This is a genomic window from Nocardia sp. NPDC127526, assembly GCF_042672265.1.
Classification (GTDB): Bacteria; Actinomycetota; Actinomycetes; order Mycobacteriales; family Mycobacteriaceae; genus Nocardia.
The window spans coordinates 81,695-101,371 of sequence record NZ_JBHXVO010000009.1; the positions used below are offsets into that span (position 1 = coordinate 81,695).

The window sequence follows — 19,677 nt, forward strand, 5'->3', positions numbered from 1 at the left end:
ACTGGGTGCGTGTCGTACCAAAAGCCGCGGATCCTGAACGACTGGAAGGACCTGCTCTGGTCCCTTCTGCCCCTCGTGCTGATCTGCCTGGTCATCGCCGGTGTGGCGAGTCAGTGCACGTTCACCGCGAATGGTCCGACGCAGGGCCAGATTCCGCATCTCGACGTGGACAAGGCGCTGGCCGACGACGCGAAACTCATGCCCTTCCCGATTCGCAAGCCGGCGCTGGCGGCGGACTGGAAGCCCAACTCCGGCAAGCGCGACACCATCACCGGTGCGGGCGGCGGTGAGGTGAGCACCGTCGGCTACATCACACCGCAGGGCAGCTATATGCAGCTCACCCAGACCAATGCCACCGAAGAGGCGCTGGCCAAGCAGGTTACGGGCACGCGCTACGCCACCGGGGCCGAGCAGATCGGCGACCGGAAATGGGTGGTCTACGCCGAACCCGGCACCGAATCGGCGTGGATCACCGACTTCGGCGACGTGCGGGTGCTGATCAAGGGGGCGGGCAATCCGAACGCCTTCAAGACGCTGGCCACGGCCGTGGGCAGCGCGCAACCGCTGCCCCGCTGACGTCAAGCCGGGAAAGCCCGGGGATTGCACCGGTCGCGCGCGGCGACCAGGCTCCCCGGACTATGGATCAGATCATCAACTCGTTCTGCGCCCTGCTCTACATGCTGAAGGCCGGCTACGTCGACAGCTCCGGCGGGCCGAAGTGCACCAACCTGTCGTGAGCCGGTAGCTCAGTCCTCGTGCGGGCGATGGGCGAGGGCGTCCTCCACGCGCTTGCGGGCCCCCGCGAGATGCTCCTCACAGCGATTGGCGAGGGCCTCGCCGCGCTCCCACAGGGCGAGTGAATCGTCGAGGTCGAGGCCGCCCTGTTCGAGCATCTTGACCACATTGACGAGTTCGTCGCGGGCGCGTTCGTAGCCGAAGGCGGCGATTTCGGCGAGGTCACCGTTGTTCATCGGATGCGGGCTCCTTTCGGGGGCCGAGGGATTGGGCGCCGAGGGCGGCGGCGGTGACCGCGCCGTCGGCCACGCGAATGCGGAGCTGGGTGCCGGGCGGGGAGTCCTCGATGGAGCGGACCACCTCGCGGTCGGCGCCCGTAACCCGTTGCACCACGGCGTAACCGCGCGAGAGCGTGGCGGCGGGGCCGAGGGCGGAGAGCTTTTCGCGCAGGTGCCGGGTGGCGGTGGACTCGCGGGTGAGCTCGTGGTCGATGGCGCGGCGGGCGGCGGTGCGCAGGCGTTCGGCCTCGTCGTGGCGCTGCTCCAGCAGGCGCAGCGGATCGGCCAGGACGGGGCGGGAACGCAGTTGCTGCAGGGCGCGGGCCTCGCGATCGACCCAGCCGCGCAGGGCCGCTGCCGCTCGCGCGCGTAGCTCCTGCAGCAGTGCGGCTTCGGCGGCGGCATCGGGGACGACGCGCTTGGCGGCATCGGTGGGGGTGGCGGCGCGCAGGTCGGCCACATAGTCCGACAACGGATTGTCCGGTTCGTGACCGATGGCGCTGACAATCGGGGTCTTGGCGGAAACGATTGCCCGGCACAGGGTTTCATCCGAGAACGGCAGCAGGTCCTCGACGCTGCCGCCGCCGCGGGCCAGCACGATCACGTCCACGTCCGGATCGGCGTCGAGCGCGGCGATGGCCTCCAGGATCTGCGGCACCGCGGTCGGGCCCTGCACGGCGGTATTGCGGATCTCGAAGCGCACGGCGGGCCAGCGCTGGGTCGCCACCGTCACGACGTCGTGTTCGGCGGCGCTGGCGCGACCGGTAACGAGACCGATCTTGTTGGGCAGGAAGGGGATCGGCCGCTTGAGACGCGGATCGAAGAGCCCCTCGGCGGCCAGCAGCGCCTTCAACCGCTCGATGCGGGCGAGGAGTTCACCGATGCCGACCGGGCGAATCTCGGTGATCCGCAAGGACACCGTGCCGCGCCCGGTGAAGAACTGGAGCTTGCCGTAGACCACGACCCGGCTGCCTTCCTGCAGCGGCACCGCCGAACTGCGCAGCAGATCCGGATCGCAGGTGACCGACAGCGACATGTCGGCGGCGGTATCGCGCAACACCAGGAAGGCAGTCCGGGTCCCGGGCCGCAGATTGATCTGCGTGATCTGCCCCTCCACCCACACCGCGCCCAGCCGGTCGATCCACTGCGCCACCTTCACCGCGATGGTGCGCACCGGCATCGGGTTCTCGGCGGTGCTGGCCTGCCGCTCGCTCTTCTCGGTGCTCACCGGCCCAATCATGTCAGGACCCACCGACGTAAATCGTCGGTGGGTCCGGATGGTGACAACTGATTTCGTGCGGTCCGGGTAACTCGTGGGGTACCCCCAAAATCGGTTCGGCACCTAACCGCCGGCACGCGTGTGGGACCGGTAACGGCACTTGGCCGGGCGCTAGAGTTCCGGAGAGGCGGCGTTAGCCTGCACGGTGGCGATGCGATTGGTGAGCATGGTGACGAAGGGGGCGCGGTCGCGGGTGTTCAGCTCGTATTCGAGCAGGGCGGCCAGATCGTCGACGGTGAGCTGGCGCAGGCGGGCGCGCAGCTGGGCCAGGGTCATATTGGTGTAGTCGTAGCGGGTGGCTACCTCGGGCGCGGCCGGTTCGGCCGGGGCGCTGCCATTGTGGCCGTTGGTGGCGGCAATGGAAGCCGTTGCGGGCGCCGGGGTCTCGGCGGGCTCGGGCTCGGCGGCGGGTGTTTCGGGAGTGACGTCGGCAACCGGCTCGGGCGCGGGGGCGGCCGGTTCGGTCACGGGCGGGGCCGGGGTTTCGGCCGGGGTGTAGAGATCGAAACTGCTCTTGCGTACCGATTCGAAGCCGGCGCTCGGAGTTTGCTCGTCCTCGTCTTCATCGAAGGTCGCCCAGGCCGGCTGTTCTTCCGGCTGATTGAGCAAACGGTCGAAAACGGCATCGCCCTTGAGTGCGAGGCTGGTCACGAACTGCTGGAAGTGCATGGTGGTCTGCAACATCTGGCTGATCGCGGTGATCGGGAAATTGATTGCGGTGGTCGGTAGCCGGCGAGTTTCCTCGAGGGCATAGACAGCAGCCCCGGCGGCGACCCGGGCCAGGAACGGAGGTCGGAACATGGTCCTAGCCTGCCCGAAACGCCGTGTGATGCAAAGGTGAGAACTCACAGAATGTGATTTCGGCGCCAACCTCCGGGCGAATGCGCGTCACCCGGCACACGTATTCTGTGGGCTATGTCCTCGGCTATCCCTTTGAACGTCGGAATCGTCCGGTCCACGTCGGATAATGCCGACGCGCCGAAACGAGTGCTGCTCGCCGAACCTCGCGGCTACTGCGCCGGTGTGGACCGGGCGGTGGAAACGGTGGAGAAGGCGCTGGAAAAGCACGGCGCTCCGCTCTATGTGCGCAAGGAAATCGTGCACAACCGGCACGTGGTGGAAACGCTACGGGAGCGCGGCGTGATCTTCGTGGACGAAACCGACGAGGTGCCGCACGGCGCCGTCGTGGTGTTCTCCGCGCACGGCGTCTCGCCGATGGTGCACCAGACCGCCGCCGAGCGGGAACTGCACACCATCGACGCCACCTGCCCGCTGGTGACCAAGGTGCACCAGGAGGCCAAGCGCTTCGCCCGCGACGATTTCGACATCCTGCTCATCGGCCACGAGGGCCATGAGGAGGTGGAGGGCACCGCCGGTGAGGCGCCCGATCACGTGCAGCTGGTCGACGGGCCCGACGCCGTGGACAACGTCACCGTGCGCGACGAGAACAAGGTGATCTGGCTGTCCCAGACCACACTGTCGGTCGACGAGACCATGGAGACCGTGCAGCGGCTGCGGCAGAAGTTCCCCAAGCTGCAGGACCCGCCGAGCGACGACATCTGCTACGCCACCTCCAACCGCCAGACCGCCGTCAAGGCCATGGCGCCCGAATGCGATCTGGTGATCGTGGTCGGCTCGCGCAACTCCTCCAACTCGGTCCGGCTGGTCGAGGTCGCCCTGAGCGCCGGCGCGGGCGCGGCCCACCTGGTCGACTACGCCCGCGAATTGGACCTGGCCTGGCTGGAGGGCGTGCGCACCATCGGTGTCACCTCCGGCGCGTCGGTGCCCGAGATCCTGGTCGAGGGCGTACTCGAACTGCTGGCCGAGCACGGCTTCGGCGAGGTGCAGCCGGTGACCACCGCCAACGAGACCCTGGTCTTCGCCCTGCCCCGCGAACTGCGCGCCGCCCGAAGCTGATTCGCGGCGATACAAGCTGAAACGAACGCCCGGTGTGGAATCCACACCGGGCGTTCTGATGTTCCTAGCGCTCTATGCGACCGGAATCGCGTTCGCGGTAGCGGACATTCGGGCGAGGGTGCGGTGGTACGTCGCTATTGGGGTTGCGACGGCGGCGGGCCTCGGGCGCCTGCGCGGCCGGGTTGGCCCCGGCGGCGCGGCGATCGGCCGGTGGTTTGCGGTCGGTGGCGGGCTGGCGGGCCGCGGCTTTGCGATCGGGGGTGGCGCGACGATCGGCGGGGTTGCGTTTGCGCTCACCGGCCTGGCGCGCGGCGGCCGGATTGGCTCCGGCGGGCTTGCGGCCCTGGCGGTCGGCGGGCTTGCCCACCCGGGGCGGACGGTCGGCGGTGCGTCCGGCGGGGCGGCGTGAAGGGGCCGCGGCCGGTTCGGCGTCAACGCTGTCGTCGTGCTCCGGGGCGGAACGGAAACGTCGTCTGGCGGGGTCCTTGGAGTCGGCCGGACGGGTGCGCTGGGCGCGCGCGGCGCGGGCGGGACGGGCGGTGCGGGCGCGCGGCTTGCGTAGCTCGCCGGACGAGCCGTCCTGTTCGCGGCGATGCAGATAGATCCGGACCGCGCCGATAATGAGCACCAGGACGGTGGCCAGGGCCATGGTGGGGAAGCGGTTCACCAGCGGGATGGCCAGATTCAGCAGGATGTTCTTCAGCTCGAGCCCGCCGGAGCTGCCGAGCATTTGCTGATAGGCCAGCGGCACCGAGACGAACAGCAGCAGCGGGGGCAGCACCATGGTGGTGAAAAGGCCCCTGTACCGGACGGCCAGTACGGCCAGAACGCAACCGAGCACATACAGCGCCGCGAACGTACCGGTCAGCTCGCTTCCGCCGCGAGCATCAATGAAGAATCCGATGAAAGTGCAGGTCACCGCAATCAGCACCGCCGCACCGGCGGGTACGCCGGGGATGGACGGCACGATCGAACGGTGCGACGGGGGCACCTCGGCTCGCTCGCTTTGGGTTACTGCCACGTCAAGCACACTAAGGCATGAAGGTATTTCGCGAGGGAGGCGACATCACGCGGGTATCGCGGGCGACCTCCTCAGCGCGGATCGGACTCGGCGAAACCGACGGCTCGCGGCCAGGAATCCACCCGGTGGATCTCGGGCACCGGGGCGTCCGCTATCTCCAGGTCGTGGAGTTTGCGGGCGGTCACCATGACGCGGGATTCCACCGAGGCCACGGTGTGGTTGAAGGCGTCCACGGCCTTGCCGAGCTGGGCGCCGAGCCGGTCCAGATGGCGGCCGGTGGTGCCCAGGCGGGTGTAGAGCTCGCGGCCCAGTTGCTGGATGGCGGCCATATCGGCGGTGAGGGCCTCCTGCCGCCAGCCCAGGGCGACGGTGCGCAGCAGCGCCATGAGGGTGGTGGGGGTCGCCAGCACCACGTTCTTGGCGAAGGCGTATTCGAGCAGCCCGGAGTCGGTGCCGAGGGCGGCATCGAGGAAGGGATCGCCGGGGACGAACAGCACCACGAATTCGGGGGAGGGGTCGAAGGATGCCCAATACTCCTTGGCGGCCAGCTGATCCACATGATTGCGCAGGTGCTTGGCATGCCGGGCCAGGTGGCCGTCGCGTTCGCGGGACTCCTCGGTGGCGGCGGCGTCCAGATAGGCGGTGCAGGGGACCTTGGCGTCGACGACGATCTGCCGCCCGCCCGCCAGCCGCACCACCAGATCGGGACGGACCACGCCGTCGGGTGCGCCGGGTGCGGCCCCGCGGCGGGTGACCTGGGTGTCGAAATCGCAGTGCCGGGTCATGCCCGCCAGTTCCACGACCCGCTCCAATTGGATCTCGCCCCAGCGGCCGCGCACCTGCGGGGCACGCAGGGCGGCCACCAATTGCCCGGTCTGCGTGGACAGCTGGTGCGACATGCGCTGCATGCCCGCAACCTGTTCGCGCAGGCCGGAATACGCATTGATGCGATTGTGCTCGACTTCCTGGATGTGCCGGTTCAGGGTTCCGACCGCTTCGCGCAGCGGTTCCATCATCGCGCCCAGGGCATGCGATTGCCGCCGCGCCGCATCCTCGCTGGCCGCGCCCAGGGACTGCCGCAGTAACCGCTCGTTGTCGCGCATGGCGGCCAGCCGCGCCTCGGCCACGGCCGCGCGTTGCCCCGCCCGCGCGGCATGCCCCAGCCAGCCGAGGGCCAGCCCCGAGATGAACACCAACAGCAGCGCAAACAGCATCGGTGCGGTCATGGGTGCAGATAGTGCCCCACCACACCGACAGTCCCGCCTCTCCGAGCCTTTAGCGGCGTGCCGACGGCCGTTGCCCGTCCCGCATTCGTGCCGGCGGTCGGGTGCCGACCCGATTTTGGGCGTACCCGGTGAGTTACCCCGACCGTCGCGAGATCAGTTGTCGCCTTGGCATACGCCAAACACCCACAGCAGGTCCGACCAGAGCAACCAGATCGCAATACACCAGCGGGTTTCGGGCGATTCGCATGGGTAGCGGTGAGTTTGTCGGAGCGATCGCCTACCGTTCAGCGACATGCGCATCCTGCACACCTCCGACTGGCATATCGGGCGCACCTTCCATGGCGTCGATCTGCTGGCCGACCAGGAGTGTTCGCTGCGGGCCATCGCCGAGTTGGTGGCCGCGGAGAAGGTGGATGCGGTCGTGCTGCCCGGGGACGTGTACGACCGGTCCATTCCGAGCGCGGATGCGATCGCGGTCTGCAACCGGGGATTCGAGGCGATTCGCGCGGCGGGGGCAACCATCGTCGCAACCTCGGGCAACCATGATTCGCCGACACGGCTGGGGGCGCTGGGGAGTTTCGCGGCGGCGGGTGGGCTGCATCTGCGCTGCGCCATCGCGGATGTGGCGAAGCCGGTGCTGCTCTCGGATGAGCACGGCGAGGTGGCGTGCTACGGCATTCCGTATCTGGAGCCGGATATCACCCGGGTGGAACTGGGCGTGCCGCAGGCGCGCTCGCATGCCGAGATCCTGGACGCGGCCATGGGGTTGATTCGCGCCGATCTCGCGGGGCGGGATGGAACGCGGTCGGTGGTGCTGGCGCACGCGTTCGTGGTGGGCGGGGAGGCCACCGGGTCGGAGCGGTCCATCTCGGTGGGCGGGGTCGAGACCGTGCCGCTGGCCGCCTTCGACGGCATGGACTATGTGGCGCTGGGGCATCTGCATTCGCCGCAGACGCTGTCGGAGTCGGTGCGGTACTCCGGGTCGCCGCTGCCGTACTCGTTCGGGGAGCGGTCGCATCGCAAGGCGGTGTGGATCGTGGAGCTGGACGGGGGCGGACTGTCCTCGGTGGAGCGGCGGGAGCTGCCGGTGGTGCGCGGGCTCAGCCAGCTCGACGGGACCCTGGACGAACTGCTCGAGGCGCCCGAGTTCGCGGCGGCCGAAGACCATTACGTGTCGGCGACTCTGACCGACGGGGCGCGGCCGGTCGATGCGCTGCGCAAGCTGCGGCAGCGGTTCCCGCATGCCGTGCACGTGGAATGGGTTCGGCCCGAAGGCAATCCGGAACTGCGGTACCGGGAGCGGGTGCACGGGCGGCGCGATACCGAGATCGCGCGGAGCTTCCTCGCCGATGTGCGGGGCGCGCCGACGGCCGGGGAGCTGACCTGGCTCGAGCGCGCGCTGGCCGCGGCCGTGCGGGAGCAGGACGGGCCGGTGCGGGTATCCGCCGGTGCCGCAGTGGAATCGGGCGAATCCGCCACCGAGCTATCCGCATGAGCGGTGTTCACCGCGACGCCTCGGCGTGTCCCGCGGGCGTGCGCGGAGCAAGAGTTGTTGGATGGTGTTCGGCGGAAGGGGGCGCGGCGTGCGGCTGCATCGACTGGAACTGACCGCCTTCGGCCCGTTCGCCGAGACCACGGTGGTGGATTTCGACGAGCTCGGGGCCGACGGCCTGTTCCTGCTGCACGGGCAGACCGGGGCGGGCAAGACCACCATTCTCGACGCCATCGCCTTCGCGCTCTACGGCAGCGTGCCCGGGGCGCGCGGGGAGAGCAAGCGCCTGCACTCCGATCACGCCGACGAGCAGACCCCGCCGCGCGTGTCCCTGGAGGCCACCATCGGCGGCCGCCGCCTGCGCCTGATCCGCACCCCCGAATTCCAGCGCCCCAGCAAGCGCGCCAAATCCGGCTGGGTCAAAGAGAACGCGTCCGCCACCCTGGAATGGCTCGACGGCCGCGGTCAGCACCTGTCCCGCATTCCCGATATCGGCGACGAGGTCATTCGCCTGCTCGGCATGAGCGCCGATCAGTTCTTCCAGGTCGTTCTCCTGCCCCAGGGTGACTTCGCCCGCTTCCTCCGCGCCGACAACGAGGACCGCGAGAAGCTCCTCGAAAAGCTCTTCGACACCGAGCGTTTCGGCACCGCCGAACAGTGGCTCCTCGACAAACGCCGCGCCTCCCACGCCGACCTCGAGTCCCGCAAGGACAGCATCGACCGCCTCATCGCCGGCGTGGCCCAGGAAGCCGGCCTCGCCGTCACCGAAACCGTCGGCCTCGCCGAGGCGGTCGACTGGTCGCAAACCCTGCTCGCCACCGCCCGCACCGAACTCACCACCGCCACAACCGAACTCGAATCCCGCCGCACCGAGGCCGCCGCCGCCCTCGCCGCCGCCGAGGACCAGCGCCGCCTGCACGACCTGCACCGCCGCCTCACGGCCGCGCGCGACCAATTGGCCGCCCACGCCGCCACCGCGGAGCGCCGCACCGCGGTACAAACCGAACTCGACCGCGCCCGCCGCGCCGAACCGGTCGCCGCCGCCCTCCAAGAGGCCCGCGCCGCCGCGGTAGCCCTCCGCCGCCGCGACGAGGCCGGCTCCCGTTCTGCCGAACAGCTGGCCACCCGCCTGCTCGAGCCCGCCAGCGCCGAATTGCCCGGAACATTCTGGGCCGCAAGCGATCTGGCCTGTGGTGAACTCGCTGGCACCGACCTCGGAGACGAGCTGGAGGCGCTCGAGCCGCCGCCGGCCGAGCCGTCGCCGGCGAGGGATGCTCGCGCGATTCCGCCCGGATCCGGAGGGTCGTCCCTCTCCGGCGACGAGGCCGCACGCGATGGGGAACTGCCGATCGGCGCGGTTGGCGACCACGGTGGATCCGCCGCCGATGGGCTGATCCTTGCCACCGGCGACCATGGCGCGCCGGCTGCGGATGCGCTGTTCGATAGCGGCGGGGCCGAAGGTCCCGCGCGGGGGGTGTTGTCCGGCCCGAACGTGAGCGGCGCACCGGGATCGTTGCATGCCGCGGATGCGCGCGGCGGTGCGCCGGCCGCCTCGGATCGGCTCGGTGCCTCGGAACATACGCGGGATGCGGAGCCGTCCGCTGGGCTGCATGCGGCCATCGAGCGGTGGACTGTGCAGCTGGGTGCGCTGGATGAGGTACGCGCGGACGCGGAGTCGGCCACGGTGCTGTCGGCGGAGCTGCGCAGGTTGCGGCAGGAACAGGCCGAATTGTCGGGGCGCGCCGAGAAATTGGCGCGGCAGCGGGACGAATTGCCCGAATCGATTGCCGGGGTGGAGGCGCGGCTGCGGGAAGCCACCGATGCGGCGGCCGGGTTGCCGGTGCTCGCGGCGGAGTGCGAGCGCTTGCGGACCGCTGCGCGGTCTGCGCTCGAACTGGTTACGCGGCGAACGGAATTGGAGCAGGCGCGGGCAGCCTTCGAGGCGGCGCGGATGACGCACCTGGATGCCCGGGAGCACACGCTCGAACTGCGGGAGCGGCGGCTGGCGGGCATGGCCGCCGAGCTCGCGGGTGCGCTGGTGGCGGGTGTGCCCTGCACGGTGTGCGGTTCTCCGGAGCATCCCTCACCGGCGGAGGCCTCCGGCGCGGCGGTGTCCAATGCCGCCGAGGAGAAGGCGGCCGCCGCCGAGCGTGCGGCCGAGACCGCCAGGGAGAAGGCCGGAACGCGGGTCACCGACCTGGAACGTGCCATCGAACTGCTCGTCGAACGCGGCGGCGACGCCGACCGTGCACAGCTGGCCGCCGATCTGCAGGCCGCGACCGAACGCCATGAGCAGTCCCGCCGATCCGCCACCGCCGTGGACGCGCTGACCGCCGAACTCGCCCGCCTGCGTGCCGACGAGACACGCCTGCACAATGAGCTTCGCGACTGCGAAAGCCGCAGCAGCGCGACGACGGAACGGATCATCGCCGCCGACCGCCGGCTGGCCGAGCTCACCGAGCGGTTGCAGACCGCGGCGGGGACCGACGGCACCGTCGAGCGCCGCCACGCCCGGCTGCGCTCGCTGATCGCGGACGCCACCGAGCTGCGCACCGCCCGCGCCGATGCCGCGACCGCACGCGACCTGGTGGCCACGGCTGCCCTTCGGGTCGAAACCCTCTCTCGCGAAGCCGGTTTGGTCGATTCCGCGCTGCCGGTCATGCGGGCCGACGGCGCCGGTCCCGACTACACCGTGCTCGCCGACTATGCCCGCATCGTCGACGCTGCCTCCCGCACGCCCCAGCAGCAGGCGGACCTGGAGGACGAACTGGTCACGGCCGACCGCACCCGCGCGCACGCCGAAGCCGTGCTCGCCGAACCCGAGGTCCGGGCCGCCGCGGAGCGCGCCCCCGGCGATCTCGCCCAGTTGGAATCGGCTGTCGCACAGGCCCGGTCGCTCCTCGATGCGGCCGTCGCCGCCCACGCCGGGGCAACCCGCCGCGTGGAGCAGCTGGAGAACCTGTGCGGCCAGCTCTGGGCGGCCGTCGACCGCATCGCCCCGTTGCTGCGCGCCCATGACGAACTGTCCCGCCTCGCCGATGTGGTGGCGGGTCGCGGTGAGAACAACCGCAAAATGTCGCTCCGCTCCTATGTCCTGGCCGCCCGCCTGGAAGAGGTGGCCCTGGCCGGCTCCGTTCGCCTGCGCCGCATGTCCGGCGGCCGCTACGAACTCGTCCACTCCGACGCGGCGGGCCGCTACGGCCGCCGCGGCGGCCTGGGCCTGGACATCCGCGACGACTACACCGGCGCGGTCCGCCCCGCCAAAACCCTCTCCGGCGGCGAAACCTTCATGGCCTCACTGGCTTTGGCCCTCGGCCTGGCCGACGTGGTCGCCGCCGAATCCGGCGGCCTCGCCCTCGACACCCTCTTCATCGACGAGGGCTTCGGCTCCCTCGACGCCGACACCCTCGACGCCGTCATGGGCGTCCTCGACGAACTCCGCTCCGGCGGCCGCGTAGTCGGCGTGGTCAGCCACGTGGACGAAATGCGCCAGCGCATCCCCAGCCGGCTCCACGTAATCCGCACCCGCACCGGTTCCCACCTCGAGACCACGGTCGCCTGAGCGTCGTCCGCCGACACCCTGACTAGAACGCGTTCCTGTTATGGTCGGGCCAGTGTTGCACGCGCGTGTTCGGCGCGCCCGGAAACCCTAGGGAGGGAACCTCCATGCCGTTCGTGACCACCAGTGACGGAGCCGAGATCCACTATCTGGACACCGGCGGCGACGGACCCGCCGTCCTGCTGGTCCACGACATTCTCCTCGACGCCACTCAGTGGCGGCCACAGCTGGAATCACTGGCTCCCGACTATCGGGTCATCGCCGTCGACACCCGCGGCCATGGCGAAACCTCCGATCCCGGTACGCCATTCGACTATTCTCGCCTGGCCCGCGACTGCTGGGCCGTGGCCGACGAGCTCGGGCTCGAGAAGATCGTTCTGGGCGGACTGTTCCACGGCGGTATCGTCGCCCTCTGGGCGGCCTGGCTCGCCCCCGCTCGGGTTCGCGGCCTCGTTCTCATCGGCACTCGCGCCGACGCCTACGGTCCCGAGGAATACGCCGGATACAAGTCGATCCTGCTGAAGCAGTGGGTCCTCGGCTCCCAGCCGCTCGACGAGATAACCCGCATGATCGCGGCGCAGATGATCGGCGGTGACAACGAGCGCCATCGCCACTACTGGCTGGAGAAGTGGGCCGCTTCGGATCGCCTGCGCCTCGAGCAGGCCATCATCGCCCTGCTCGAACGCGAGGGCATCGAGGACAAGATCCACGAAATCACCGCTCCCGCACTGCTTCTGCACGGCGCGGGCGATGTGGTCTACACCGGCTACCGCATGCGGGCGCTGGCCGGGCAATTGGGCGGACCGACCCGCGTCGAATCCATCGACGCCGACAGCGCCACCCACGCCGTCACCTGGACCCACCCGGAGATCACCGACCCCCTGATCCGAGAATTCCTCGACACTCTCTAGCCGGGGATTGCGAGGTTCAGCACCAATTCGCTGTCCTCCACCCGCATATCCACCAGGCGCAGTAGCGTTTCCGCGCCAGCACCGTCGTCCCCACCGTATGGGTCCCACACCCGCCGGTGGGGATCGGGACGGCGCTCGTACACCACATTCGAACTCCACCAGTGCCGGAATGCCGCGTACGGCCGCAGGGTTGCGAGGATCTCCTCCGCCACGCGGTGATGCCTGGGGACGGCGGCGTAGTGCCGGAATCGTCCCACCGCCATTTCCGCCTCCCACTCCCAATTGGGCGTGACCCGCTTGGCTACCGGATCGGCGAACAACCACATCAGCAGGCTCGGGGCGGTACTCAGACCGGGCCAGGTCCGCCGGAACGCGTCATTGGACGCGACGACGCGCCAATGCTTCCAGAATGCCGCCGGATGCTCGATGGCCGACAACACCGCCGTCAGGTGCGCATCGGACAGGTCCTCGCCCGCCACCGGCAGCGTGCTCTCCGCCAGCAGATACAGGTGCCGCCGTTCACTTTCGGTCAACCGCAGCAACTCTGCCAGCTTCGCCAGGATCTTCTCCGAAGGCACCTTGCTGTTCTGCTCGATCGCGGCCAGATAGCCGGGTGCGCACGGGATGCGTTCGGCCAGCTCCTGCTGGGTGCGCCAGCCGGCGCGCGGCCGCCGTGTCCGCACGAAATCGCCCAGCGTCGGAATCGAGACCTCGTCCGCGCCCATCACCTGAAGCCCACGCATCTGCGCACCGTATCAGCCTCGTGCACAGTCTGTTTCAACTCGGAGCGACCGATCGCGCGGCGACCGCACCTGACTGGAAGTAGTGCCCGGCGCCACCCCATCTCACTCGGGGTAGCGGATGATCTTGCGGCGGTTCGGGCCGCGTTGTTTGTATGTGAGAACACATCATTTCGGCAGCGGCGCAACCCTTTCCGTGCGGCGGTGGCGGTGGTGTGAGGAGGGGAACCTTCGGGGGTGGATCCAGTCGACGGTGACTGGATCCACCGCCGGGCGTCATGGCTTCCCGGCCGCGCGCAGCAGTCGCAGCTGGCCGATTTCGCTGGCGTTCTTCATCAGTTCGGCGTTCACCCAGGCGAGGGTGTGGGCGACGGTCATCTCGGGGTCGTCCGGCCAGGGGAAAGGGGCGGGGGCGTCGAGGGTGGTGTCGTCGAGCTGGTCCAGCAGTTGTGTCCAGTCCTTGTGCAGGCCGCGCAGCCAATCGATAGCGGAATCGGGACCCGGCCAGGTGGTTTCGGTGCGGTCGCGTGGGGTGCGGCCGTGCAAGTGGTCGAGGGTGACGCTCCACCACCATCCGATATGCCAGCTGATCCAGCCGATGGTGGGTACCGGGATCGGGTCCGGCTCGGTGTCGGCCCAGTCCGGAGCCCAGTCGCCGGCCGGGTTCTGGTGCATTGTCCAGTGCAAAGCCGAAGGCTCCCAGAGGAAGTCGTCGAGGTGCAGGCGCTCCAAGTGGTACTCGAACAGCGACCAGACCAGATCGAACTGCCAGCGCAGCAGTGCGCTTCGTGAGGCAACCATGGGTCGCATCCTGGTGTGCGCGCCTGGGTGGGACAAACGATTTACCGTCCGACACGCTCGAATCGGCGACGGCTAGCGGCCCTCGAGTGCGGTCCGCAGCTCGTCGTAGGTCGATGCCAGCGTGTGCAGTGTGTCGGCCGCGCCGGCATCGTCGCCGACGACCAGGGCGTACTGGAGGGAGCCGACGAGGCGGGCCTGTTCGGTGGCGATGGTTGCCGCGGCGGTGTGGCCCACCGAGTGCAGGCAGGTGGCCGCGTCGGCGAGCCGCCGGGTGCCGACTCGGACGGCGAAGTGGACGAGATGCTCGCGCAACTGCTGATCGCAACCGGATCCCACCCGCGCCGCGAGCGCCCGCGCGGCGTCTCCGTTGCCGAGGCTGCCCGGCAGCAGATCGGTGACGTCCTTGCCGCTGAGCCGGTCGATCGCGCGGGGGAGCGCGCCGACGACGGCTGCTTTCGGGTCCACCGGGGTGTGGCGAACGAAGTTGGTGCGCAGGGTGAACGGCCGGCCGTAGTCGAGCGTGTCGGCCTGCCACGCGGCGGTGAACTCGCTCACCGGAATACGCGCATACGGATACCCCTGCGGATCGTGGACCGTCACCCATTCGGCGTCCAGCGCGAGCACGATGAGAAAGTGATCGGCGCCGATCGGCCCCGTCATCCCCGGCTGATACCGCAGCTGCCCCATCTCGAGAGGCCCGACCATGACCGGCCCCTCTGCCACCGCCGATCGGAGCCGCTCGAGCGCACCGCGGGCATCCTCATCACTACTGGTCGTCGCGGTCCACCCGAGCAACTCCAGCGCCTCGCCGATCCCGATATCCGGATTCCACCCGAACGCATCGAAGAACGGCAGCTCGCCACCCGGCAATTGCATGCCGAACGGACTGCCGGTCACCGTCTCGATAACCGCCACATCGGGCGCGTCCGCGCCGAACATCATCGCCAGGCAATTGGCATAGCAGTACGGCCCGGAACCGCGGTAGGAAATGTCTCTCACCCCACCAGCCTGGCATTTTTCCCGGGAAAACGCACAAATCCATTGGGCGACAGGAATTTTGAATTCCTGAAATCGCATTGCCGCTGCGTGCGGAGGATCACGGGCGCGTGTTCGCTGTGTTCGACACGACCGATGTGAGCGCCCTCGCAATGGCTAGCGCACGGGCGCGGGGGCGATAGCGTCGAATCCGTTGCGCGTGATCCCTAGGTGAAGGTGGGTGCTGGGCGGGCTGTGGTGATGGTTGCTGTCGGAGCGATGGTGCTCGGTGTCGGGGCGGGTCCCGCCCGGGCCGATGAGGCGCATGTCGACGGTCCGCTCGGCAGTTGTGAGCAGTTGGCGCTGCCCGGACCGGTCGGGCCGCCTTTGTCGACGTATTCGGCGCCGAATCCGGGTGCGGGGCTGATGTCGCTCGCTGTGGCGGAGCCGGAAGTGCAGCAGCGGTTGCCGAAACAGGTCGATCTGCGGTCCGAGCGCACCGGTTTCAATGACCAGTGGTCCTTCGCCGCGGACGGCGGGCAATTGTATGTCGCCGCACCCGACGGTGATTCGACCTGGCACCGCGCGTGAAGGCAATCGGATCACCATCCTGGACCCGTGGCTCCCCGGCGGCGACTACACCGCCGAAACCCTGGCCGCCCCAACAGGACTCAACTATGCATACACAGACCCCTCCGGCTGGACCCTCGAAACCCGCGACTTCGACTACGCCGCCTCCCCCGCCCCTCTCCGCCTCTGCGCCGAAAACGCCTGCCTGGACCTGAATCTGGAGCTGGTCGACGGCCTACGCTCCTTCCGCACCCCCGACGGCCTCACAGCCCCGCGCACCTACACCGGCGCAATCACCATCCTCCAAGAAACCCTGGACAGCCTGGCGACCGCTCCCGCCCCTCTCGTCCGAGCGATCCGGCTGCTCACCGACACCACCCCGCTCCGCGAAATCACCGCCACCGCCTCTCTGGGCGACCTCACCATCCACCTCCCCACCGGCCCCCTCGCTCTCCGCCGCCAACCCTGATCCGACCTGGCCATTTGCCGCCGGTCGTTGCCGGTGCGGTGCAGGCGTGTTTCAATATAAGTAAAAACTTATTTAAGGAGGATGGGATGGCGATCGTTATCGAGCCTGCTGAGGTTGCCGGGCTGGTGGTTCGGGAGGTGCGGACCGGGGTTCGGGATGGGGTGGCTACGCGGATTGCGGTGGCCCGGCGGAGTTATGCGACGGATCAGGCGGATCTGTGGGATGCGTTGACGGATGCGGAGCGGATTCCGCGGTGGTTTCTGCCGGTGAGCGGGGAGTTGAAGGTGGGTGGGCGGTATCAGCTGGAGGGGAATGCGGGCGGGGTGGTGGAGGAGTGTGAGGCGCCGGAGCGGTTCGCGCTCACATGGGAGATGGGGGAACAGATTTCGTGGGTGTCGGTGACACTCAGGGCGGAGGGGGAGGGGACGCAGCTGGAGTTGGTGCACGAGGCGCATGTGGATCCGGCGTTCGCGGAGCAGTTCGGGCCGGGGGCAGTCGGGGTGGGGTGGGATCTGGCGCTGGCGGTGGGGCTCGGCGTACATATCGAGACCGGGGCGGCGGTGGATCCGGCGGAGGGGATGGCGTTTCCGCTGACGCCGGCGGGGAAGGAGTTCGTGCGGCTGGCCGCGCTGGGGTGGGCGGAGGCGGCCATTCGGGATGGGGACGAGCCGGAGGCGGCGCGGGCGGCCGCGGAGCGGACGGTGCGGTTCTACACCGTGGAGCCCGAGGACGGTTCGGCCTGCTGATGGGGTCCGGTCCGGAGAAGATCTTCGAGGCGTTGGGCGATCCCGTTCGCCGGTACGTGCTCGAACTGCTGGTCGGCGAGGAACAGCCGGCCAGTGCGATTGTCGCTGCGGTGCAGGGGCATACGCGGATTTCCCAGCCCGGCGTTTCCCAGCATTTGAAGGTGATGCGGGACGCCGGGCTGGTGAGCGTACGCGCGGAGGGGACGCGCCGGTTCTATGCGCTCGACGCCGCGAGCCTGGCGGCGGCGCAGGCGTGGCTGGCACATCTGACCGACCCGCTGCACCGCTTCGCGCAGCCGCTGGACGCACTCGCCACCGAGGTCGCCCGCGGCAAGCGCGCACGGCGTGCGGCCGAATCGGATGCGGCCGAGGCGGACCGGCGTGCGATCGAGCCCGATCCTCGTGCGGCCGAACCGGGTCGGCGGACAGCCGAGCCCGGTCCGGTGGCCGACGAACCGGGCAAGGATGTCCGGCCCGCGTGAACGCCTAGTTGCCGGTGGTGTCCTCGTGGTCAAGCAGCCAGCGCTTGATCGGGAGGCCCCAGCGGAAGCCGCCGAGGGATCCGTCGGTGCGGATGACGCGGTGGCAGGGGACGAACAGAGCCGCCGCATTGCGGGCGCAGGCATTGGCCGCGGCGCGGGTGGCGGCGGGCCGGCCGGAGACGATGGCGAAATCGGTGTAGGTGACCGGTTCGCCTGCGGGGATCTTGCGCAGCACTTCCCAGGCGTGGACCAGGAAGGGTCCGGAAACCTGGCGTACCGCAATCGAATCGATGGCCAGGATGTCACCGGCGTGGTAGTCCTCGATGGCCTTGGACACCACGCCCAGCGAATCCCGTTGGCGCAGTTCGGCAGGACGCAGGGTGGGATGGATCAGGCCGCGCAGGTTCTCGGCGTCGGCGGTCCAGCCGGAGGCCAGGACCGCGCCGTCGCGGTCGACCAGGGCGGTGAACGGGCCGGCGGGGGTGGACAGGGTGGCGTAATCGGCGGTCATGGTCGCCTTTCGTGTTGTCGCGATGCGGGAGGCGGCGCTGCCTGCGGTGATGAGTTCGGTTGGCGCGGTGGTGATCACAGCGGTGTCCTCGCTTTGCGGGCGGTGGTGACGCCATTGCCGGCCGGGCCCGGATTGGCCAGGGCGTGCTTCCACAGGTGCATGGTCAGATAGGACCGCCAGGGGGCGAAGCGGGCGGTCTCGGTCAGGTCGATGCCGATCAGGGCCGCGCCGCGGCGGACCACCAGATCGGTGTGCAGCAGGGTGTCGGGATCGGCCAGCAGGCGCATGGTCACGTAGTCGGCGGTCCACGGGCCGACCCCGTCCAGCGCCAGCAGATCACGGCGCAGGTCGGCGGCGGTGCGCCCGGCGTGCAGGACGAGATCGCCGGTGGCGATGGCGCGCGCCGCGGCGACAATGGCCTCGGTGCGGCGGATGGGCCCGCTGAGCACCTCGGCGCCGCGTTCGGCAATGGCTTCGGGAGTGGGGAACAGGTGCGGGACCGGGCCCGGAATGGCCTCGCCGAGCGCCTGCACCAGCCGGGAGGTGTGCGTATTGGCGGCCGCGATCGAGATCTGCTGACCGATCATGGTGCGCAGCAACAGTTCCGGGCCGTCCAGGCAGCCGGGCACCCGGATGCCGGAAGGCAGGATGGTGCCGGGACCCGCAGGTCCCAGCGCCGCGCCGTCGCGGGCGGGACCGGAGCCGTTGCCGGACGGGTTCAGCGCCGCACCGGCCATTCCGGCCGCCAGCGCCTCGTCGATGCCGATGGGATCGGCATCCAGGTCCAGGAAATGCCGCAGCCGCGCGACAGTCGGCGCGAGATCCCGCATATCGTGCAGCGACAGCGTGGCGCGCACATGGCCCGGCTGAATCGATAGTCGAATCGTGGTGTGGCCGTGCGGGGTTCGCAGGCTGCGGGTGAACACCCCGTCCTCCCACAGCTCCAGCCCGGGCGCGGTATGCGAGGCGAGGAACCATTCCAGCCAGGACTTGTCCAGCGGCTCGCGGTACGGAAGCCGCAGTGTGAGAAGACCATTGGTGGAAGGCAGCGTATCGCCGTTGCGGCGCCGCGATTCCTCGCGCAGCGTTGTCGGGCTGACCGCGAAGACCTCGCGCACCGTGTCATTGAACTGCCGGATGCTGGCGAAGCCGGCGGCGAACGCGATATCCGACATGGGCAGCCGGGTGGTCTGGATGAGCAGCCGCGCGGTATGGGCGCGGTGGGCGCGGGCCAGGGCCAGCGGCCCGGCCCCCAGTTCGCTGGTCAGTACGCGGGTCAGTTGTCGTTGGGAGTAGCCGAGGGTATCGGCCAGGGCGGGCACGCCGCCGCGTTCGATGACGCCGTCGGCGATCAGGCGCATGGCCCGGGCGGCCAGGTCGGCGCGGGTGTTCCAGAGGGGGGAGCCGGGCGCGGCATCGGGCAGGCAGCGCCGGCAGGCGCGGAAGCCCGATTGCTGGGCCGCCGCGGCAGTAGGCAGGAAGGTGACATTGACGCGTTTCGGCGTAATAGCCGGACACGAAGGGCGGCAATAGATTCCGGTTGTGCGCACCGCGGTGAAGAATTGCCCGTCGAACCGGGCATCCCGGGTCGCCACGGCGCGGTAGCAACTCTCGAAATCCAGATCGTTCGCACTCACATAGACCACCATCGCAGTCGGCGGCCTTCGGTGCTAGCGGAAATCCGCCATCACAACCAGCGGAAAACAGACAACCGCGCTCAACAGCACCGATTCGTCGGATTGCGGTCGGCGGCGTCGTGACGCTGCCGCCAGTATTCGCCCTCGCTCGGCAGCTCCCGCTCCGGATGATGCAGCCGCTGATGCTGCACGTAGCGCCGGTAGTCATTGCCGCCCAGGATCGAGTTGAACCACCAGACGAGGGCGCGCACGGCCCGGATGATGGCGCGCCCCGCCGACCGCAGGGGTGTGGCGGTCGGCGGGGCGGTCTGTTCGGTCATCACTGACT

The 19,677-nt window shown here is 69.4% G+C and carries 20 protein-coding genes; 9 read left to right on the forward strand and 11 right to left on the reverse strand.

The window, feature by feature from the left end; translation table 11 throughout:
• Positions 1-9: 9 nt before the first annotated feature.
• Positions 10-576 (forward strand): DUF4245 domain-containing protein, encoded by a 567-nt coding sequence (locus tag ACFVIV_RS18095; protein ID WP_379197605.1) that lies wholly within the window; start codon positions 10-12, stop codon positions 574-576.
• Between the two features lie 170 nt (positions 577-746).
• Here the strand turns inward: ACFVIV_RS18095 and ACFVIV_RS18100 are convergent, their stop codons facing one another.
• The 3 genes from ACFVIV_RS18100 to ACFVIV_RS18110 form a co-directional block, all read right to left on the reverse strand.
• A complete protein-coding gene (locus tag ACFVIV_RS18100; RefSeq protein WP_379197607.1) occupies positions 747-971 on the reverse strand; it encodes an exodeoxyribonuclease VII small subunit in 225 nt (74 codons plus the stop codon).
• Positions 958-2,253: an exodeoxyribonuclease VII large subunit gene (xseA, locus tag ACFVIV_RS18105; protein ID WP_379197609.1), complete on the reverse strand. Its 1,296-nt coding sequence runs from the start codon at positions 2,251-2,253 to the stop codon at positions 958-960. Before xseA ends, ACFVIV_RS18100 begins: the two co-directional genes overlap by 14 nt.
• A gap of 150 nt (positions 2,254-2,403) precedes the next feature.
• Positions 2,404-3,093: a lipid droplet-associated protein gene (locus ACFVIV_RS18110; protein WP_379197611.1), complete on the reverse strand. Its 690-nt coding sequence runs from the start codon at positions 3,091-3,093 to the stop codon at positions 2,404-2,406.
• A 114-nt stretch (positions 3,094-3,207) separates the two neighbouring features.
• Between ACFVIV_RS18110 and ACFVIV_RS18115 the strand changes: the two genes are divergently transcribed.
• Positions 3,208-4,209, forward strand: coding sequence for a 4-hydroxy-3-methylbut-2-enyl diphosphate reductase (locus ACFVIV_RS18115; RefSeq protein ID WP_379197613.1), 1,002 nt, complete (start codon positions 3,208-3,210; stop codon positions 4,207-4,209).
• 64 nt (positions 4,210-4,273) lie between these two features.
• Here the strand turns inward: ACFVIV_RS18115 and ACFVIV_RS18120 are convergent, their stop codons facing one another.
• Together ACFVIV_RS18120 and ACFVIV_RS18125 are read right to left on the reverse strand one after the other, a co-directional pair.
• Positions 4,274-5,230: a DUF6542 domain-containing protein gene (locus ACFVIV_RS18120; protein WP_379197615.1), complete on the reverse strand. Its 957-nt coding sequence runs from the start codon at positions 5,228-5,230 to the stop codon at positions 4,274-4,276.
• Between the two features lie 71 nt (positions 5,231-5,301).
• Positions 5,302-6,456: a DNA recombination protein RmuC gene (locus ACFVIV_RS18125; RefSeq protein ID WP_379197617.1), complete on the reverse strand. Its 1,155-nt coding sequence runs from the start codon at positions 6,454-6,456 to the stop codon at positions 5,302-5,304.
• Positions 6,457-6,748: 292 nt separating this feature from the next.
• Here ACFVIV_RS18125 and ACFVIV_RS18130 point away from each other — a divergent pair, with 292 nt between their 5' ends.
• The 3 genes from ACFVIV_RS18130 (at position 6,749) to ACFVIV_RS18140 (ending at position 12,418) form a co-directional block, all read left to right on the forward strand.
• On the forward strand, positions 6,749-7,951 hold the full coding sequence (locus ACFVIV_RS18130; protein ID WP_379197619.1) for an exonuclease SbcCD subunit D: 1,203 nt from the start codon (positions 6,749-6,751) through the stop codon (positions 7,949-7,951).
• A gap of 88 nt (positions 7,952-8,039) precedes the next feature.
• Positions 8,040-11,510 carry an AAA family ATPase gene (locus ACFVIV_RS18135; protein ID WP_379197620.1) on the forward strand — a complete coding sequence of 1,157 codons (3,471 nt, stop codon included), beginning with the start codon at positions 8,040-8,042 and terminating at the stop codon, positions 11,508-11,510.
• Between the two features lie 104 nt (positions 11,511-11,614).
• The gene (locus ACFVIV_RS18140) at positions 11,615-12,418 is read left to right on the forward strand and encodes an alpha/beta fold hydrolase (RefSeq protein WP_379197621.1); all 804 of its coding nucleotides are present in this window, start codon (positions 11,615-11,617) and stop codon (positions 12,416-12,418) included.
• On the opposite strand, the gene ACFVIV_RS18145 is transcribed toward ACFVIV_RS18140, so the two are convergent.
• The 3 genes from ACFVIV_RS18145 to ACFVIV_RS18155 form a co-directional block, all read right to left on the reverse strand.
• On the reverse strand, positions 12,415-13,161 hold the full coding sequence (locus ACFVIV_RS18145) for a helix-turn-helix domain-containing protein (protein WP_379197622.1): 747 nt from the start codon (positions 13,159-13,161) through the stop codon (positions 12,415-12,417). The two genes, ACFVIV_RS18140 and ACFVIV_RS18145, sit on opposite strands and share 4 nt — an antisense overlap.
• Positions 13,162-13,434: 273 nt before the next feature.
• Positions 13,435-13,959 (reverse strand): DinB family protein, encoded by a 525-nt coding sequence (locus ACFVIV_RS18150; protein WP_379197624.1) that lies wholly within the window; start codon positions 13,957-13,959, stop codon positions 13,435-13,437.
• Between the two features lie 72 nt (positions 13,960-14,031).
• Positions 14,032-14,958: a hypothetical protein gene (locus tag ACFVIV_RS18155; protein ID WP_379197626.1), complete on the reverse strand. Its 927-nt coding sequence runs from the start codon at positions 14,956-14,958 to the stop codon at positions 14,032-14,034.
• A gap of 255 nt (positions 14,959-15,213) precedes the next feature.
• On the opposite strand from ACFVIV_RS18155, the gene ACFVIV_RS18160 reads away from it, so the two are divergent.
• The 4 genes from ACFVIV_RS18160 to ACFVIV_RS18175 all read left to right on the forward strand — a co-directional run bounded on the left by ACFVIV_RS18160 (position 15,214) and on the right by ACFVIV_RS18175 (position 17,201).
• Positions 15,214-15,525: a hypothetical protein gene (locus ACFVIV_RS18160; protein WP_379197628.1), complete on the forward strand. Its 312-nt coding sequence runs from the start codon at positions 15,214-15,216 to the stop codon at positions 15,523-15,525.
• Positions 15,500-15,973: a hypothetical protein gene (locus ACFVIV_RS18165; protein ID WP_379197630.1), complete on the forward strand. Its 474-nt coding sequence runs from the start codon at positions 15,500-15,502 to the stop codon at positions 15,971-15,973. The genes ACFVIV_RS18160 and ACFVIV_RS18165 overlap by 26 nt, the downstream gene beginning before the upstream one ends.
• Before the next feature lie 86 nt (positions 15,974-16,059).
• Positions 16,060-16,719, forward strand: coding sequence for an SRPBCC family protein (locus ACFVIV_RS18170; RefSeq protein WP_379197632.1), 660 nt, complete (start codon positions 16,060-16,062; stop codon positions 16,717-16,719).
• Positions 16,719-17,201: an ArsR/SmtB family transcription factor gene (locus tag ACFVIV_RS18175; RefSeq protein ID WP_379197634.1), complete on the forward strand. Its 483-nt coding sequence runs from the start codon at positions 16,719-16,721 to the stop codon at positions 17,199-17,201. Before ACFVIV_RS18170 ends, ACFVIV_RS18175 begins: the two co-directional genes overlap by 1 nt.
• 4 nt (positions 17,202-17,205) lie before the next feature.
• On the opposite strand, the gene ACFVIV_RS18180 is transcribed toward ACFVIV_RS18175, so the two are convergent.
• From ACFVIV_RS18180 to ACFVIV_RS18190, 3 genes are all read right to left on the reverse strand, one after another.
• Positions 17,206-17,712 (reverse strand): methylated-DNA--[protein]-cysteine S-methyltransferase, encoded by a 507-nt coding sequence (locus ACFVIV_RS18180; RefSeq protein WP_379197866.1) that lies wholly within the window; start codon positions 17,710-17,712, stop codon positions 17,206-17,208.
• Between the two features lie 74 nt (positions 17,713-17,786).
• Positions 17,787-19,349 carry a DNA-3-methyladenine glycosylase 2 family protein gene (locus ACFVIV_RS18185; protein ID WP_379197636.1) on the reverse strand — a complete coding sequence of 521 codons (1,563 nt, stop codon included), beginning with the start codon at positions 19,347-19,349 and terminating at the stop codon, positions 17,787-17,789.
• Between the two features lie 80 nt (positions 19,350-19,429).
• Positions 19,430-19,669: a YbdD/YjiX family protein gene (locus ACFVIV_RS18190; RefSeq protein WP_379197638.1), complete on the reverse strand. Its 240-nt coding sequence runs from the start codon at positions 19,667-19,669 to the stop codon at positions 19,430-19,432.
• Between the last annotated feature and the right edge of the window lie 8 nt (positions 19,670-19,677).

What these genes read in the sequence shown, in the direction of transcription:
- ACFVIV_RS18100 (WP_379197607.1), bottom strand. Translation starts at nt 971, where the DNA reads ATGAACAACGGTGACCTCGCCGAAATCGCCGCCTTCGGCTACGAACGC.
- xseA (WP_379197609.1), bottom strand. Translation starts at nt 2,253, where the DNA reads ATGATTGGGCCGGTGAGCACCGAGAAGAGCGAGCGGCAGGCCAGCACC.
- ACFVIV_RS18110 (WP_379197611.1), bottom strand. Translation starts at nt 3,093, where the DNA reads ATGTTCCGACCTCCGTTCCTGGCCCGGGTCGCCGCCGGGGCTGCTGTC.
- ACFVIV_RS18115 (WP_379197613.1), top strand. Translation starts at nt 3,208, where the DNA reads ATGTCCTCGGCTATCCCTTTGAACGTCGGAATCGTCCGGTCCACGTCG.
- ACFVIV_RS18125 (WP_379197617.1), bottom strand. Translation starts at nt 6,456, where the DNA reads ATGACCGCACCGATGCTGTTTGCGCTGCTGTTGGTGTTCATCTCGGGG.
- ACFVIV_RS18130 (WP_379197619.1), top strand. Translation starts at nt 6,749, where the DNA reads ATGCGCATCCTGCACACCTCCGACTGGCATATCGGGCGCACCTTCCAT.
- ACFVIV_RS18140 (WP_379197621.1), top strand. Translation starts at nt 11,615, where the DNA reads ATGCCGTTCGTGACCACCAGTGACGGAGCCGAGATCCACTATCTGGAC.
- ACFVIV_RS18145 (WP_379197622.1), bottom strand. Translation starts at nt 13,161, where the DNA reads ATGCGTGGGCTTCAGGTGATGGGCGCGGACGAGGTCTCGATTCCGACG.
- ACFVIV_RS18150 (WP_379197624.1), bottom strand. Translation starts at nt 13,959, where the DNA reads ATGGTTGCCTCACGAAGCGCACTGCTGCGCTGGCAGTTCGATCTGGTC.
- ACFVIV_RS18160 (WP_379197628.1), top strand. Translation starts at nt 15,214, where the DNA reads ATGGTGCTCGGTGTCGGGGCGGGTCCCGCCCGGGCCGATGAGGCGCAT.
- ACFVIV_RS18170 (WP_379197632.1), top strand. Translation starts at nt 16,060, where the DNA reads ATGGCGATCGTTATCGAGCCTGCTGAGGTTGCCGGGCTGGTGGTTCGG.
- ACFVIV_RS18175 (WP_379197634.1), top strand. Translation starts at nt 16,719, where the DNA reads ATGGGGTCCGGTCCGGAGAAGATCTTCGAGGCGTTGGGCGATCCCGTT.
- ACFVIV_RS18180 (WP_379197866.1), bottom strand. Translation starts at nt 17,712, where the DNA reads ATGACCGCCGATTACGCCACCCTGTCCACCCCCGCCGGCCCGTTCACC.
- ACFVIV_RS18190 (WP_379197638.1), bottom strand. Translation starts at nt 19,669, where the DNA reads ATGACCGAACAGACCGCCCCGCCGACCGCCACACCCCTGCGGTCGGCG.